Here is a 15,640-nt window from a genome sequence, read left to right as displayed (position 1 = left end):
CGCCGGTGGCGGGCCGCCCGCTGCGTCCGGTCGCCCGGTCGCCCGGCGGTTCCGCTAGTCCGCCGTGCCGGCGTCCGCGTCCGCCCTGGCCTTCGCGTCGGCCTCCGCCTCCTCGAAGGTCGCCGACCGCTCCGGACGGCCCGGCACCACCACCAGCCCGCCGTCCGACACCTCCGCGACCAGCGTGTCGCCCTCCTGCACGGTGCCGTCCAGCAGCAGGTTGGAGATCCGGTTGTCCAGCTCCTGCTGGATCGTCCGGCGCAGCGGCCGGGCGCCGAACTCCGGCTGGTAGCCCCGGTTCACCAGCCACTCCTTCGCGCCCTCGGTCACGTCCAGCCCGACGTCCTGGGCCCTGAGCCGGCGCCGGGTGCGGTCCAGCAGCAGGTCCACCACCTGCAGCAGGTCCTTGCGGGTGAGCCCGTGGAAGACGATCACCTCGTCGATCCGGTTGAGGAACTCGGGCCGGAACTGGCCCCGCAGATCCCGCATCAGGTCGTCCCTGATCTCGTCGACGTTGCCCGCGTGGTCGAGGATCCGCTGCGAGCCGATGTTGCTCGTCATGATCACCACGGTGTTGCGGAAGTCGACCGTGCGGCCCTGCGCGTCCGTCAGCCGGCCGTCGTCGAGCACCTGGAGCAGCAGGTTGAAGACATCCGGGTGGGCCTTCTCCACCTCGTCGAACAGCAGCACGCTGTACGGCTTGCGGCGCACCGCCTCGGTGAGCTGGCCCGCCTCGTCGTAGCCGACGTACCCGGGCGGGGAGCCGACCAGCCGGGAGACGGTGTGCTTCTCCTGGAACTCGCTCATGTCGAAGCGGATCATCCGGTCCGGGTCGCCGAACAGCAGCGCGGCGAGCGCCTTCGCCAGCTCGGTCTTGCCGACACCGGTCGGGCCGAGGAAGAGGAACGAGCCGGTCGGACGGTCCGGGTCACCCATCCCCGCCCGGCCGCGCCGCACCGCCTGGGCGACCGCGGTGACCGCCTGGTCCTGGCCGATCACCTTCTCGTGCAGGTGCTCCTCCAGCCTCAGCAGCCGCTCGCGCTCGGTCGAGTTCAGCTCCGCCACCGGGATGCCGGTGCGGCTGGAGAGCACCTGGGCGATGTCGTCCGCGGTGACCTCCACCACCTCCTCCCGGGACTCGGCGACCGCGGCCAGCTCGTCCTCTGTCTGCCGCAGCTCGGTCTTCAGGTTGGCGGCCCGGACGAACTCCTCGTCCGCCACCGCCTCCTCCAGCTCACGGCGCAGCTTGGTGATCCGGTCCTGCACCGGCATCGCGAGCGTCGAACCGCTCAGGCTGCGCAGCCGCACCCGGGCGCCGGCCTGGTCCAGCAGGTCGATCGCCTTGTCCGGCAGGAACCGGTCGCTGACGTAGCGGTCCGAGAGCGTGGCCGCGGCGTCCAGCGCGCCGTCGGTGAACCGCACCTGGTGGTGCGCCTCGTAGGCGTCGCGCAGCCCCTGGAGGATCTCGACCGTCTCCTCGACCGTCGGCTCGGGCACCAGCACCGGCTGGAAGCGGCGCTCCAGCGCGGCGTCCTTCTCCACGTGCTTGCGGTACTCGTCCAGGGTGGTCGCGCCGACCACGCTCAACTCGCCCCGGGCCAGCGCCGGTTTGAGGATGTTGCCCGCGTCCATCGACCCCTCGCCGCCACCGCCCGCACCGACCACGGTGTGCAGCTCGTCGAGGAACAGGATCACGCTCTGCTCGGCCTCGGTGACCTCGTCGATCACGTTCTTCAGCCGCTCCTCGAACTCGCCCCGGTACTTGGAGCCGGCCACCAGGGCGGTGAGGTCCAGGGTGACGACGCGCTTCTCCCTGAGGCTCTGCGGAACGTCCCCGGAGACGATCCGCTGGGCCAGGCCCTCCACGATCGCCGTCTTGCCGACACCCGGCTCGCCGATCAGCACCGGGTTGTTCTTGGTCCGGCGGGAGAGGATCTCGACCGTCTGCTCGATCTCCTCCGCCCGGCCCACCACCGGGTCCAGCCGGCCCGCCCGGGCCTCCTCGGTGAGATCGCGGCCGTACTCGTCCAGCGTCGGCGTGGCACTCGGCCGCGCGCCGCCGGAACCGCGCTCGCCCCCGGTCCCCCGGCCGTCCAGCACGGTGCGCAGCGCCTCCTGCGACGGCGCGACGCTGCGCAGCGCCGCACCCGCCCCCGAACGCTCCTCGTCCAGCAGCGCGCCGAGGATGTGCTCCGGCCCGATGTACGAGGCCCCGGCCGCCTGCGACCGCGCGTGCGCCGCCAGCAGCGCCCGCTTGGCCGCCGGCGTCAGCGCAGGCTGCCCGTCGGCCGTCGGCGTCCCCGCCCCGGCCGGCAGCGCCTCCTCCAGGTCCCCGGCCAGGCGGTCCGGATCGACCCCGGCCCGCTCCAGCATCCGGCGCGACGGCTCCACCCGGGTGGCCGCCCACACCAGGTGCGCGGTGTCGAGGTCGCTGCTCCCGTCCTCGGCCGCCCGCTGCGCGGCCGCGGCGAGCAACTCCTGGGCCGACTCACTGAGCAGCCGCCCGATCGGCACCCGCTGCACTGCGGGCGGGGAGGCCAGGGGGCTCATCCCGAAGAACCGGCTGAGCAGATCCGAGAACGGGTCGTTGGTCCCGAACGGCGGCATGGTCACGGAGGATCACCTCTCCCAAGCGGTGTGTGCCCACACAAACACACCCCACCCCACCCCGCCTCCCGAACACCCCCACCCCGGGCACCAAAACACCGAGGGCCGGCCCCCGGGGAACCGGCCCTTCTCATCTGTGGGCGCGGACGGTTTCGAACCGCCGACATCTGCTTTGTAAGAGCAGCGCTCTACCACTGAGCTACGCGCCCCCGGTCGGGCGGCCCGGTTCGGGCGCACGACGAAAGCTTAGGGTACCTGGTCCGGGGGGTGGTGTGGTGCAGGTGGTCGAGGGGGTGGGGCGGGTGGGGTGCCGGTCGGGTGGGGTGATCGGGAAGAATGGGCGTGGATCAACGGTCGGAACCAGGGAGCGCGCAGTGAGGGTGGGCGGCGGTAGCGGGCGCGGGCGGCGGTGGCCGGGGAGTGCGGTGGCCGAGGCGCTGGTGCTGCCGCTGGTCGTCGCGGGTGCGCTGGGGGCCGCGGGGGCGGCGTCGTTCGGGGCCGGCGGGGGCTGGTGGGGGCGGCGCGGGGGCGACGGGATGCGGGCGGACGCCCGGGCCGCGCGGGATGCGGCGCAGCAGGCGTTCTACGACGTGGACTCGACCCAGCGCGAGGTGCGGCTGGCGGTGGAGACGGTGCGTTCCGCGGGGGACAGTGCGACGGCCCGGCGCGCGGTCTCGGACTTCGAGGCGATCTCGGGCCGGGTCGACCAGGTGACCGTGAACTACCTGACCGCGCTGGACGCGCACGATCTCGACGCGGAGGACCTGGAGTCCGGGGCCGCCGCCCGGGCCAAGCACCAGCTGGACGACGTGAAGGGCCAGCTCGGTTCGGCGCTCGCCGAGCTGAACGACTTCCTGCGCAGGCTGCGGCCGGCGCTGGACCGGGCGGAGTCCCAGCTGATGCGGGTGACCCCGGCGATCGACCAGGCCAGGCGGGCGCTGCTGGACGCCAGCAACGCGCTGGACGCGGCGCGCGGCGCCGGGCTGCGGGCGGACGAGCTGGCGGCGCGGCTGGCCGAGCTGGCGCCGGAGCTGGGGCGGCTGAACGAGGGCGTGGCCCGGCACGGGGTGCCGGGCACGCTGGAGCGGGCGGACCGGGTGCGGGAGCGCGCGGAGGCGATCGCGGCGGAGGCCGGGCAGCTGCCGGAGCGGGCCCGGGAGATCGACCGGCGGGTGGCCAGTCTGCGGACCAGGATCCAGGCGCTGGAGACCAGGGCCGGCACGGTGGAGCCGGCGCTGAGCGAGCTGCGCCGGCGGTTCGCGACGTCGTGCTGGCAGGACCTCCAGCGGGTACCGGACCAGGTGGCGGAGGCCGGGCGGGCGGCCGAGGCCAGGCTCGCCGAGGCCGCCCGGGCCCGGGACGAACAGCGCTGGGCGGACGCCACCGGGGCGCTCGGCACGGTGCGCGCGCTGCTGGACACGGCGGACGGTTCGGTGGTCGCGGTGAACGACCGGCTGCGGCAGCTGAACGAGGTGCAGATCGACCCGAACAAGGAGGTCGAGCGGGCCCGGTTCGCGCTGCGCGACGCCCAGCGGCTCGCGATGGCGGGGCGGCACGCGCCGGACCCCCGGCACGCCGGACCGCTGGACGCGGCGGTGGCCCGGCTGGACCGCGCGGTCGCCGAGCTGGAGGCGGCCGGGCGGCACCCCGACTACTGGCACTTCCTGACCGAGCTGGCGGCGGTCCGGGACACCGCGGCGAACGTGGTGGAGCTGATCCGCGGCGACCTGGGCGGCGGACAGCGCTAGGGCGTGTCCTGCGGATCTTGTCGGACAGGCCGCGATGTTGGGGTGCGTGCATCGCAAGGCGGAGGAGGGAGCCACTGCGGTGGGGGTACCTCCCGGCCGAAGGCCGGGGGCGTGCGTGCCCCGGCGTCGCGGGCCCGGCAGTGATCCACAAGACACGCCCCAGGGCCGGAGGGAGCGTGCCCCGGGAGAGGAAGAGCCCCGGCGGAAGGGCGCGGTGGAGCCGGGGGCGCGGATACGCTGGCGGACATGCCTCGTTATGACTTCCGCTGCCGCGCCTGCGGCGCCACGTTCGAGCTCCGCCGCGCGATGGCGCAGGCCAACGACCCCGCCGTCTGCCCGCAGGGCCACCAGGACACCGTGAAGCTGCTGTCGACCATCGCCGTCACCGGTGCGGCCTCGGCCGGCGCCGCGCCGCAGCAGGCCCCGTCCGCCGGTGGCGGCGGGGGCTGCTGCGGCGGGGGGTGCTGCGGCTAGCGGCAGGCGGCCGGGGCTCGGCACTCGACAACGAGCCCCACGACAACCTCCACGACAAGGTCCACGACAAGCTCCGCAGCAGGCTCGACGAAGAGAGCGCCCGCCGCCCCTCAGGCCACCGGAACGGCGGCGTCGGCGTCGGGCTCGACGGCCTCGCCGCGCACCCGGGACAGGAAGCGGCGGGCGATCTCCTCGCCCGCCGCCACCCCGGCCTCGGCCAGCGCGGTGACGCCGGGCGCTGTCCAGCCCGTGTCGGCCAGCTCGCCGTGGCCGGGCCGCCAGGCGGCGTCCGCGGCCCGGAGCAGGTCCGCGTCGAGCAGCGAGTCCCCCGCGGCGAGCACCGTGGCCCCGCCCACCCGGCGGACGACCTCGGCCAGCGCCGCGCTCTTGCTGAGCGGCGCCGGCACCGCGTACACCTTGCGCCCCTGGAGCGAGACGTTCCAGCCGCGCTCCGCGCACCAGCCAGTGAGCTCCGCGAGCCAGCCCTCCGGCAGCTCGGCGCGCTCGACCACCAGGTAGGCGAACAGCTCGTCGGCGACCCGCCGCTTGTGCGTCCACTCGGGGTCGGCGCAGAGCGCCAGGTGCTCGACGACCTCGGCCAGCGGCGCCGCCCCGCCGGCCAGCCGGGCGGCCATCTCGGCCCGCCAGTCCTCGTCCGGCACGCCGTCGACGAGCAGGTGCCCGCCGTTGGCACAGATGGCGTAGGACGGGATCCAGCCGGGCGTCGGACCGGGCAGGCTGACCCGCTCGTACTGGGCCCGGGTGCGGGTGGTGGCCGGGACGAACACGGCCTCCCGGGCGAGCTCGACGAGCAGTCCGGCGGCCTGCTCAGTCATGAACGACAGCGCCTTGCCGTCGTGCACCTCGACGGAGAGCAGCCGCGGCGCGAGCCGGTCCGGCACGTCGAGGGCGAGTGCGCGGTTGGAGTAGATCAGGGTGCGGTCGAGGTCGCTCGCGACGACGAACCGGCCCGCGGCACCGCCGTTCATGCCACCGCTCAGGTAACCAGTCATCGGGGCTCAGGACTCCTTCACCAGGACGGCCGTGCCCGAGGCGCCGGTCGCCCCCCGGGAGTAACGGGGGTGGATGAGCCCGACGCAGGAGTACGGCAGGTCGTCCACCTCCTCCACCGGGACCCCCCGCTGGGCGGCGAGCAGCCGGACGTGGTCGAGGTCGGTGCCCGCGCCGCGACGGGCCAGGACCCGCCAGGGGACGCGGCGCAGCATGACCCGGGTGGTCTCGCCGACACCGGGCTTGACCAGGTTGACGCTGTCGATGCCGTACTCGGCGCTGATCCGTTCGACGGCGGCCCAGCCGGCCCAGTCGGGGACGCGCTCCGCGGTGTTCCCGGCGGCCAGGAACCGGTCGGCCGCCGCGACGGCCTCGGCCCGGACGTCCGGGAAGTGGTCCTCGACGGTGTCCAGGAAGGCCCCGGAGACGTCGGCGCCGGACAGCTCGGTGTAGTGCTTGGCGCCGTGGAAGTCGTCCGGGCCGATCAGGTCGGACCGCAGCACGGTGCGCGAGACCAGGCCGGAGACGGTCGAGTTGAGGCAGGCGGAGGGGATCAGGAAGTCGTCCCGGGTGCCGAAGGTCGACACGCAGCGGCCGGGGTCGGCGAGGACGGCGAGGCCGGGGTCGAAGCCCGAGCCTTCGAGCGCCCGGGCGAGTTCGCGGGTGATCGCGCCCTTGCCGGTCCAGCCGTCGACGAACACCACGTCGGCGGCCCGGTGGTGGGCGTCCAGGTAGCGCAGGGCGACGGGGTCGATGCCGCGGCCGCGGACGATCGAGACGGCGTAGTGCGGGGCGTCCACACCGTGCCCGGCGGCGAGCCAGCGGCGGATCAGGATGCCGACGGGCGTGCCGGCGCGGGCCAGCGAGGCGAGCACCAGGCCGGGGCCGCGCTCCCGCAGCAGGGTCTCGGCGACGGTGCCGACGGCGAGCGCGATCCGCCGGGCGGAGACCCGCAGGGCCTGGTGGAACAGCTCCTGGTACTCGGGGCTGGGCTGGTACTCGACCGGCAGCGACTCGGCGTAGTGGGCACCGCCGCTCTGCACGGCCTCCTCGCGCTCCTCGGTGGGCGCCTCCAGGGCGACCCCGGAGAGGTCCTTGAGCAGCCAGGCCACCTCGTCGCCCCGGTAGGAGGAGAACGCCGGGCCGTACAGCGGGGCCGGCAGGGCGACGGGGCGGTGGGACGGCAGCACGGCGAGCACCACCCGGTCGGTGACCCGCCGCAGCTGGCCGAGCAGGGCGCGCTCGCCCTCGTGCAGGGCGGGGGTGTCGGCGACGTCGTCGACGACCAGCACCACGGTGGCGAAGCGGCGGGCCGGGTCGGTGCCGGGGGCGACGTTGTAGGCGTAGCGCTCGCGGGAGGCGTCGTCGGCCGGGTCGTCGTGGGCGGGGAAGGCCAGCCGGGTGCGGATGGCGTAGCCGGGGTCGTCGACCGCGAGGACGGGCGAGCGGGTGGTGGTGGAGCAGTGGACGCGCTCGGCGCCGCCGGGAAGCCGCTCGGCGAGGGCGCCGGCCAGCCGCAGCGGCGCGTACATCAGCTCCTCGAAGCCGAGCACCAGCACCCGCCCGCCGTCCGCCGGGAGGTCCCCGGACGAACCCTCCGCGGCACCGCCCGCGACGGCCCCCGCGGAGCCGCCCTCGACGGCCCCCGCCAACTGCTCCGCCAGCCCCGGCAGCGCCGCCTCCAGCCGCGCCCGGTGCTCCGGCGTGAAGCCGTGCCGCCCGCCGTCGGGCAGCCCCGGCGGCCAGGCCAGGTCGACCCGGACCAGCGGCGCGGCGCCGACGGCCGGCGGCTCGGGTGCCGGACCGGCCTCGGCGATCAGCCGCCCGGCCCGCTCCAGGATGTCCTCGGGCAGCTCGACGCCGCCGCCGGCGAGGGCCACCAGATCCAGCCGGACGCCGAGCTCGGCGGCGGTGTCGGCGAGCCGCTGCCGGTCGGCGGCGCCGCGGAGGTCGACCAGGGCGACCACCACGTAGTGCTCGCGCGGGTGGCGGGTGTGCAGCTCGCGGATGGTGTTGAGCACGGTGGTGCCGGTGGAGAACTCGTCGTCCACCAGGACGAGCGGCCCGCCGCCGGCGAGCAGCCCGGGGTCGGCGGGCAGCAGCAGGTGGGAGGTGGCGTGCGAGTGCTCCTCCTCGAACCCGCCGACGGGGGCGAGTCCGGGCACCGGGCGGCGGGTGGAGTGCAGGTAGGGCGCGTCCAGGCCGTCGGCGACGCTGTGGCCGAGGCCGGTGGCGGTCTCCGCGTAGCCGAGCACCACGACGCGCCCGGCACCGGCCACCGCACCCGTCTCCGGACCGGCCACCGCACCCGTCTCCGGGCCAGCCACCGCACCCGTCTCCGGACCGGCCACCACGCTCTCCCCGGCAGCCTCCCCAGCGCCCTCCACGACGGCTTCCCCGACACCCCCGCCGAGCAGTTCGCGGACCCGTCGGCCGAGTTCCAGGCCGGCGCCGTGCACCACGGCGGGCCGCTGCGGGACGTGCTTGCCGAGCACGGTGGAGACCAGCAGGTGGGCGCGCCTGGGGTTCTCCCGCAGGGCCAGGCCGACCAGTTCGGGGAGTCGCTCCGAGCCGGTGAGCGCGACACCGGCCCGCTCGGCCACCCAGCGGCCGGTCCACTCCTGCGGTTCGGTGCGCTCCTGCTGTGCTGTCACTACGGGTCCTGCCTTCGGTTCTTCGGTGGTGCGGACGGTCAAGGTCTCGGGGCCGCGGGGGTCACCCGGGCGGCGGGCGCGAGGGGTCGACGGGCGCGGGTGGGACGGCGGACCCGGCGGAAGGGCCCCCGCACCGGCACCCCCGAACCGGCCCCCCGGCACCCCCGCACCGGCACCCCGCCGCTCAACGGCAGAGGCAGGCCGACAGCAGCTCCGCGAAGCTGACGTCCTCGCGGGCCACCCCGAACACCTCGGCGCGCAGCATCACCCGCTCCGCCCAGGCCCGGTGCGGCTTGGCCTCGTTCATCTTGTTGGTGTACGCCGAGCGCAGCACCCCGCCGCCGCCCCGCTCCTGCTGGAGGATGTCCCGGGCGTCGCTGTACTCCTCGTGCGTGACGACGGAGAGCGCGTGCACCGCGGGGACGTGGCTGGGGTGGATGCAGGTCTTGCCCAACAGGCCGTTGGCGCGGTCGAGTTCGATCTCGCGGATCAGCCCGTCCAGGTCGTGCTCGATGATCCGCCGGCGCACCGCCTCCCGCGACGGCTCGGCCTCGGCGAACGGGGTGCGGCGCAGCTGCGGCTTGAACATCCGCTCCTGGACCGGGAAGTACTCCCAGACCGGCCCGGTGACGGTGAACCCGGTGCCGTCGGCGCGGCCGAGGACGTTGACCACGTCGCCGATCACCGAGGCGACCAGCGCGACGTCGTAGGCGGTCAGGTCGGGCGAGCGGCGCAGGCCGTACGCGGAGCAGAGGTCGGTGACCCCGAGGCGGACGGCGAGGACCCGCTCGCGGTGCTTGTCGAGCAGTCGCGCTATGCCGAACAGCTGGTCGCGGCGGGTCTCCAGGTGGGCGAGCTCGGGCGACTCCAGGACGGGCATCGCGAAGAGCCGGTGCCCGGTGGCGGCCTCGGCGGCCGCGAGCGCCTCCAGGAAGTCCCCGCCGGTGTCCTCGGTGAACTTGGGGAGGACGAAGCCGGTGAGGAGCGCGACCGCCGGTCCGAGCCGCCCGGCGAGGTCGGTCAGCTGGGCCGCGGTCCGCACCCTGATGAAGAGCAGGGGAAGATCCTGTGCGCGACCGGTGGAGGAGTCGGCCGTTCCGCGACCCTCCGTGATCTCCGTCCAGAGCTCGCCGAGCCGGGCCACCAGGTTGGCCTCGGCGGCCGGCACCTCGTGGTCGGCGATGGCGTCCTCCAGGCAGAGGACCATCGAGACGACGCCCTGCGCGGCCTGCTTGCGGATGTCTCCGCAGAGGGTCTGCCGGGTGGCCGGACTGTAGAGCGTGGCGCCCAGCGCGGTGGCCAGCACCGCCGCGCCACTGTCCGGGGCGAACTCCCCCGGCGCCGCGAGAAAGAGCCGGTCGCGGACGTCGTCCGCGAGGTGGCCGAAGTGGCGCAAAGTGCTCTCCTCAGGAGTTCGGCCGCCGGTCCGGCGGGGGCGGGAAGGGACGATGACGAGCCCCGGTGCAGCACCCGGTTCAACCGGCCCGACGGCCGTGGTGGTTCCCGGCCCGGTCCCGGACGGTCGTCGTCGACCGGCCCCCGGCGCCTCCTGCCCGCCCATCGTACGGACGGCCCGGGGCCGCGAGCGGTTCCGCAATATCGAATTCTCGGAAGGTTACCTTCCACTTCACAAAGCGCAAGCGTTGGCAAAGTCCCCCCACGATGCCTCCCCCGGTCACGTTGTCCGAAGGGGTGGCGAACAGGCAGGATGGTCGGCTATGACGCACGTGATGGCCAAGGGCGCCAACATCGCACTGCCGGTGGCGGCGGTCCGCGCCGTGCTGCGCTGGAGCGCCACGCCCGGTGCGCCGGACGTGGACGCCTCCGCCCTGCTGCTCGGAACGGGCGGCAAGGTCCGTTCGGATGCCGATTTCGTCTTCTACAACCAGCCGCGCCACCCCTCCGGCCTGGTGCGCCACCTGCCCAAGCAGCAGACCGCCGACGGCAGCGAGATCACCGACACCGTCGAGGCCGAGCTCGCCAAGCTGCCGGCCGACGTCGACCGGGTGGTGCTGGCCGGCTCCTCCGAGGGCGGACCCTTCCGCTCGGTGAGCGGGCTGCGCCTGCTGCTCTTCGACGCCGCGGCGGGCGAGGGCGCGCCGGCCCTGGCCGAGTTCGCGATGGCCGACGGGGACGAGGTCACCGCGCTGGTCGCGGGCGAGCTCTACCGCCGGGCGGGCGCGTGGAAGTTCCGCGCCGTCGGCCAGGGCTACGCGTCCGGGCTGATCGGCCTGGCCACCGACTTCGGCATCACCGTCGAGGACGAGGGCGACGCGCCGTCCCAGGCCGCCGCGCCCGCCTCCCCGGCGGTGGACCCGCGCGCCGCGCTGCCGGACCCGCGGCCGGCCGGCCGCGCCGAGCCCGGCACCTTCACGCTCGCCCCGGCCGTCCCGCAGCAGGCCCCCGCGGCGCAGCCCTCCGCCCAGGGCGCCCCGGCCGCCGCGGCCCCGGCCGGCGTCCCGGCCAACACTCCCCCGCCGCCGCCCAACCCGCCCACGGTGCCGCCGAACGTCCCGCCCGCCCCGAGCACGGCGCCGGCCCCGCAGCAGGGCGGCTACGGCTACCCGCCCCGGGCCCCGCAGACCCACCAGCAGGGCGGGTACGGCTACCCCCAGCAGCAGGCGCCGTCCTACGGCTACCCCCAGCAGGCGCCGCAGACCCACCAGGCCCCGCAGCAGGGCGGCTACGGCTACCCGCAGCCGGGCACGGCCCCGCACGCCGCCCAGAACCCCCCGCCGCAGGCCCCGCAGCCGCCGGCGTCCGGCGAGGAGTTCGCGCTGCCCCCGCAGGGGCCGCAGTTCCAGCCGCGCTGAGCCGCCGCGCCCGCGGCCGCCCGGGGCGGACCGGGCGGACCGGGCGGACCGGGCCGCGGCCTCACTCCGACTTGTACCCCCGCTGCCACTGCATCCCGAAGCCGTAGAGCCGGTCGAGGTCCGCCTGGAAGCCGTTCACGTACCGCACCTCGCGCCGCACCGTCAGCGTGTTGTCCCCGCTGTTCTCGATCAGCACCACCGCGCAGGACCGCGCCGCCGGAGCCCGCTCCTCCAGCTTCACCTCGATCCGCGGCCCCGACTGCGGGACGATCGTCACCACCGCGTTGGTCTGGTCGAAGGCGGGCGTGCCGTCGTAGATGTACACGAACACCAGCAGCCGCTTGAACTGGTCCTTCTTCTCCAGGTTGACGTACATCGTCTCGCCGGACGGCGCCCCGTACTGGTCGTCCCCGCTGAGCTTGACGTACGGCGGGTTCCGCAGGTCGCCGAAGTACCCGCCCAGTGGCTGCACCACACCCCGCTTGCCGTCCGCCATCTCGTACATGCAGGCCAGGTCGAGGTCCACGTTGACCTGGGCGTTCTGGCTGGAGTCCGGCTCCATCGGGCGCAGGATGCGGGGGTTGAAGAACCGTCGGACGGTCTCTCCGGCGGAGGCCCGGGGGCCGCCCACCCGGGTGGTCCAGTGGAGGTTGACGTAGAGGTATCCGGTGGTCGCCGCCGCGCCGGTGATCGCGTGCTGCGGTGACGACTTGGTCAGGGTGACCTTGAACTGGCCGCCCGTGTCGAGGGTGCTCCGTTCCCCGCGCAGGTACTCCCAAATCGAGGCCATGCCGTCCTCCCCCAGCACCGCCAGTCGCTCTGACGGTCCGCCGCTCCATGATCGGGCATCAACCGCCCGCCGGGTACCCGAACTCCCCTACCCACCGCCGCTCCCCGGACACCGCCGGGACACCGGCGGGTCGATTGGCGGGGCGAAGCTCACCTCCCGTACCATGCGGCCCCTTCGGACGCGATATCGTCTAGCCGCACAGGTGTCCCGCTCCGCCCTTTGCCGGGGCGCGTCGGGCGCACCCGTCCGATCACGACGCACCGTCAGGCCCGGTCCCGGGGACGAGCCCTGACCACCGTGTCGCACTGTGACCTGTCCCCTGCGGAAACCCGAGGCCCGACCCGCAATGAACCTGACCTCCATACAGCTGGTCTGGACCGTCATCGGCGGCGCAGCCCTGCTGTTCACCGCCATCCTGGTGGCGACGCTGCGCTTCAAGAACAACAGCCGCAAGCAGGAGTCGGGCGACTCCTGGGAGCGGAGCGAGGAGCGCCGCCGGCGCAAGGAGATGATCTACGGGATCTCCTCCTACGTGCTGCTGTTCTGCTGCGCCGGCGTCGCGGCCGCGCTCTCCTTCCACGGCCTGGTCGGCTTCGGCAAGGAGAACCTCGGCCTGTCGAACGGCTGGGAGTACCTGGTGCCGTTCGGTCTGGACGGCGCCGCGATGTTCTGCTCGGTGCTCGCCGTCCGCGAGGCCAGCCACGGTGACGCGGCGCTCGGCTCGCGTCTGCTGGTCTGGGTGTTCGCGATCGCCTCGGCCTGGTTCAACTGGGTGCACGCCCCGCGCGGCATGGCCCACGACGGCGCCCCGGAGTTCTTCTCCGGCATGTCGATCTCGGCCGCGATCCTCTTCGACCGCGCGCTGAAGCAGACCCGCAAGGCCGCGCTGCGCGAGCAGGGCCTGGTGCCGCGCCCGCTGCCGCAGATCCGCATCGTCCGCTGGCTGCGCGCGCCCCGCGAGACCTACGCCGCCTGGTCGCTGATGCTGCTGGAGAACGTCCGCAGCCTGGACGAGGCGGTCGACGAGGTCCGCGAGGAGCGTCAGGCCAAGCTGGACGCCAAGATCCGGGCCCGCAGCGCCGACCGCCGCGAGCGCGCCGAGCTGAAGGCCATCTCCCGCCAGTCGGGCGGCATGCTCTCCCGCAACCGCTCCGGCCGCCAGGTGCCCGCGCTCGCCGCTGCCGGAGACGGCCCGAACGCTACGGAGCCTGCCCTAGCCGACGGGGCCGACGCTCTCTCCTCCGTCTCCGCCCTGGAGCCCGCCGCGCTGAGCTCGCTGGACGGCGGCCGCCGCTCGCGGACCTCCGTCGGCAGCGGCTCGGTCACCGGCTCCTCCGCGGGCGCCGGAACCTCCGCCTCCTCGTCCTACCGCAGCCCGTCCGTCGACCTGACGCCGGACGACGACACCCTGTCGATGCCCAAGCTGGACTCGCTGGAGCGCAAGCTGCGGGCCATCGAGCAGCAGCTCGGCTGAGCAGCGGGTCCGCAGGACCGCCCCGCGGGGCCGCCGCGCAGGACCGCCCGGACGGCGGACCGCGGGGCGCGGACCGCGAGAGCCGGAGCAACGCCGAACGGCCGTTCCCCACTCGGGAGGAACGGCCGTTCGGCGTTTCCGGAGCTGCCGCGGCGCAGCGGCGCTACTTGGCGCTGCCCGCCAGTTCCCGTTCCCCGTCGCCCCCGCCGCCGGCGCCCTCGCGCCGGTTGCGCAGGATCGACGAGCCGAGGGCGAGGCCGATGAAGGCGACGCCGATCAGACCGGTGACGATCTCCGGGATGTGGTACTCGATGCCGACCATCAGGATCACCGCCAGCGCGCCGATCGCGTAGTGCGCACCGTGCTCCAGGTAGACGTAGTCGTCCAGGGTGCCCCTGCGGACCAGGAAGACGGTCAGCGAGCGGATGTACATCGCGCCGATGCCGAGGCCCAGGGTGATCTGGAAGATGTCGTTGGAGATGGCGAACGCGCTGACCACGCCGTCGAAGGAGAACGACGCGTCCAGGACCTCCAGGTACATGAAGAGGAAGAACGCGGCCTTGCCGCCGACCTGGACGATCGACTTGCCGGCCTTCTCGGCCGCCTCCTCCTTCTCGGTCTCCTCCTCCAGGCCCGACTCGAAGACCGAGGCGAGGCCGTTGACGGCGAGGTAGGTGACGAGGCCGAGCACCCCGGCGAGGAGCACCGTCTCGGCGTGCTCACCGGCGAAGAAGTTGGACGCGAGGAGCAGGGTGACCAGGGCGACGACGGTGGAGAAGGCCTCCAGCTTGCCGACCTTCTCCAGCGGGCGCTCGATCCAGGCCAGCCAGTTGTAGTCCTTCTCCTCGAAGATGAAGTCCAGGAAGATCATCAGCAGGAAGACGCCGCCGAAGGCCGCGATGGCGGGGTTGGCCTCCTCCAGGTACTGGCCGTAGGTGAGGCCCTCGTACGTCTTGTCGCTGTGCAGCGCGAGGTCGATGACCGTGGCCGGGTTGAGGTGCGCGGTGAGGCCCACGACCAGCAGCGGGAAGATCAGCCGCATACCGAACACGGCGATCAGCACGCCGATGGTGAGGAAGATCTTCTGCCAGTACGGGTTCATCCGCTTCAGCACCGTGGCGTTGACCACGGCGTTGTCGAACGAGAGGGAGATCTCCAGGATGGAGAGGATCAGCACGACGCCGAATCCCTCCGCCCCCCAGAGCAGGCCGGCGGCGATCAGTCCGATGACGGTGATCGCGAATGACCAGCCGAATGTGCGGAGGAACACGGGACTTGGTTACCTTTCGGGTTCATGGCGGGACGATCATGACGATCGCGGCCTTTACTGTACGTTTACGCCGAAATCGAGAGCAATGCCCCGCAGACCCGAGGCGTAGCCCTGGCCCACCGCGCGGAACTTCCACTCACCGGCGTACCGGTACAGCTCGCCGAAGATCATCGCGGTCTCGCTGGACGCGTCCTCGGTGAGGTCGTAGCGGGCGATCTCCTGCCCGTCGACCGAATTGACCACCCGGATGTACGCGTTGCGGACCTGACCGAAGTTCTGCCCCCGGTTCTCGGCGTCGTAGATGGACACCGGGAAGGCGACCTTGTCGACCTGCGGCGGCACGAGGTCCAGATTGACCAGCACGACCTCGTCGTCGCCGTCGCCGTCACCGGTGAGGTTGTCGCCGGTGTGCTCGACCGAGCCCTCGGGGCTCTTCAGGTTGTTGTAGAAGACGAAGTACTCGTCACCCAGGACCCGGCCGCCCGAACAGAGCAGTGCGCTCGCGTCCAGGTCGAACGGCGCGCCGGTCGTGGACCGGGCGTCCCAGCCGAGGCCGATCTGCACCTGCGTCAGATTCGGCGCGGCCTTGGTGAGCGAGACGTTGCCGCCCTTGGCCAGCGTGACACTCATGGCTGTCCTTCCTCCCTTGCCTCCCGGGGCGCATTCCAGGTCTATTCCCCCGCGACCCCGGCCGGCCCCTTACGGCCGGCTGAACTTTCCTGAACTCCCATCCTTCCAGTGCGGCGCCCCGGACCACAGCCGGGCGCGGGAACGGCGAACGGCCGGGGCGGCCGCCGGC

General features: G+C 73.8%; 11 protein-coding genes and 1 tRNA gene. 4 read left to right on the top strand and 8 right to left on the bottom strand.

What is annotated here, in order from left to right; translation table 11 throughout:
* Positions 1–54: 54 nt before the first annotated feature.
* Entirely contained in the window at positions 55–2,607 is a 2,553-nt protein-coding gene (locus ACFCX4_RS25355) for an ATP-dependent Clp protease ATP-binding subunit (protein WP_376146575.1), read from the bottom strand.
* A gap of 137 nt (positions 2,608–2,744) precedes the next feature.
* A tRNA-Val gene (locus tag ACFCX4_RS25350) sits at positions 2,745–2,816 on the bottom strand.
* A 216-nt stretch (positions 2,817–3,032) separates the two neighbouring features.
* On the opposite strand from ACFCX4_RS25350, the gene ACFCX4_RS25345 reads away from it, so the two are divergent.
* Together ACFCX4_RS25345 and ACFCX4_RS25340 are read left to right on the top strand one after the other, a co-directional pair.
* On the top strand, positions 3,033–4,355 hold the full coding sequence (locus ACFCX4_RS25345) for a hypothetical protein (RefSeq protein WP_376146572.1): 1,323 nt from the start codon (positions 3,033–3,035) through the stop codon (positions 4,353–4,355).
* 246 nt (positions 4,356–4,601) lie between these two features.
* Positions 4,602–4,829 carry a zinc ribbon domain-containing protein gene (locus ACFCX4_RS25340; RefSeq protein ID WP_376146569.1) on the top strand — a complete coding sequence of 76 codons (228 nt, stop codon included), beginning with the start codon at positions 4,602–4,604 and terminating at the stop codon, positions 4,827–4,829.
* A gap of 110 nt (positions 4,830–4,939) precedes the next feature.
* Here the strand turns inward: ACFCX4_RS25340 and ACFCX4_RS25335 are convergent, their stop codons facing one another.
* The 3 genes from ACFCX4_RS25335 to ACFCX4_RS25325 form a co-directional block, all read right to left on the bottom strand.
* A complete protein-coding gene (locus ACFCX4_RS25335) occupies positions 4,940–5,842 on the bottom strand; it encodes an HAD family hydrolase (RefSeq protein ID WP_376146566.1) in 903 nt (300 codons plus the stop codon).
* A gap of 6 nt (positions 5,843–5,848) precedes the next feature.
* On the bottom strand, positions 5,849–8,494 hold the full coding sequence (locus ACFCX4_RS25330; protein ID WP_376146563.1) for a phosphoribosyltransferase: 2,646 nt from the start codon (positions 8,492–8,494) through the stop codon (positions 5,849–5,851).
* A 184-nt stretch (positions 8,495–8,678) separates the two neighbouring features.
* Positions 8,679–9,890: an HpcH/HpaI aldolase/citrate lyase family protein gene (locus ACFCX4_RS25325; RefSeq protein WP_376146560.1), complete on the bottom strand. Its 1,212-nt coding sequence runs from the start codon at positions 9,888–9,890 to the stop codon at positions 8,679–8,681.
* 322 nt (positions 9,891–10,212) lie between these two features.
* On the opposite strand from ACFCX4_RS25325, the gene ACFCX4_RS25320 reads away from it, so the two are divergent.
* Entirely contained in the window at positions 10,213–11,307 is a 1,095-nt protein-coding gene (locus tag ACFCX4_RS25320; protein ID WP_376146557.1) for a TerD family protein, read from the top strand.
* Between the two features lie 61 nt (positions 11,308–11,368).
* Here the strand turns inward: ACFCX4_RS25320 and ACFCX4_RS25315 are convergent, their stop codons facing one another.
* On the bottom strand, positions 11,369–12,097 hold the full coding sequence (locus ACFCX4_RS25315) for a Tellurium resistance (RefSeq protein WP_376146554.1): 729 nt from the start codon (positions 12,095–12,097) through the stop codon (positions 11,369–11,371).
* A gap of 346 nt (positions 12,098–12,443) precedes the next feature.
* Here ACFCX4_RS25315 and ACFCX4_RS25310 point away from each other — a divergent pair, with 346 nt between their 5' ends.
* Positions 12,444–13,571, top strand: coding sequence for a DUF2637 domain-containing protein (locus ACFCX4_RS25310; protein ID WP_376146551.1), 1,128 nt, complete (start codon positions 12,444–12,446; stop codon positions 13,569–13,571).
* Between the two features lie 163 nt (positions 13,572–13,734).
* On the opposite strand, the gene ACFCX4_RS25305 is transcribed toward ACFCX4_RS25310, so the two are convergent.
* Both ACFCX4_RS25305 and ACFCX4_RS25300 read right to left on the bottom strand, forming a co-directional pair.
* The gene (locus ACFCX4_RS25305) at positions 13,735–14,841 is read right to left on the bottom strand and encodes a DUF475 domain-containing protein (RefSeq protein WP_376146549.1); all 1,107 of its coding nucleotides are present in this window, start codon (positions 14,839–14,841) and stop codon (positions 13,735–13,737) included.
* 54 nt (positions 14,842–14,895) lie between these two features.
* Positions 14,896–15,471, bottom strand: coding sequence for a TerD family protein (locus tag ACFCX4_RS25300; protein ID WP_376146546.1), 576 nt, complete (start codon positions 15,469–15,471; stop codon positions 14,896–14,898).
* Between the last annotated feature and the right edge of the window lie 169 nt (positions 15,472–15,640).

The organism is Kitasatospora sp. NPDC056327 (assembly GCF_042261735.1).
Lineage (GTDB): Bacteria > Actinomycetota > Actinomycetes > Streptomycetales > Streptomycetaceae > Kitasatospora.
This window is presented reverse-complemented; position numbering and strand designations above follow the sequence as displayed.

Bases quoted from the DNA above. Each gene is read 5' to 3' on its own strand.
- ACFCX4_RS25320 (WP_376146557.1), top strand. From the start codon at position 10,213: ATGACGCACGTGATGGCCAAGGGCGCCAACATCGCACTGCCGGTGGCG.
- ACFCX4_RS25355 (WP_376146575.1), bottom strand. From the start codon at position 2,607: ATGCCGCCGTTCGGGACCAACGACCCGTTCTCGGATCTGCTCAGCCGG.
- ACFCX4_RS25315 (WP_376146554.1), bottom strand. From the start codon at position 12,097: ATGGCCTCGATTTGGGAGTACCTGCGCGGGGAACGGAGCACCCTCGAC.
- ACFCX4_RS25300 (WP_376146546.1), bottom strand. From the start codon at position 15,471: ATGAGTGTCACGCTGGCCAAGGGCGGCAACGTCTCGCTCACCAAGGCC.
- ACFCX4_RS25335 (WP_376146566.1), bottom strand. From the start codon at position 5,842: ATGACTGGTTACCTGAGCGGTGGCATGAACGGCGGTGCCGCGGGCCGG.
- ACFCX4_RS25340 (WP_376146569.1), top strand. From the start codon at position 4,602: ATGCCTCGTTATGACTTCCGCTGCCGCGCCTGCGGCGCCACGTTCGAG.
- ACFCX4_RS25310 (WP_376146551.1), top strand. From the start codon at position 12,444: ATGAACCTGACCTCCATACAGCTGGTCTGGACCGTCATCGGCGGCGCA.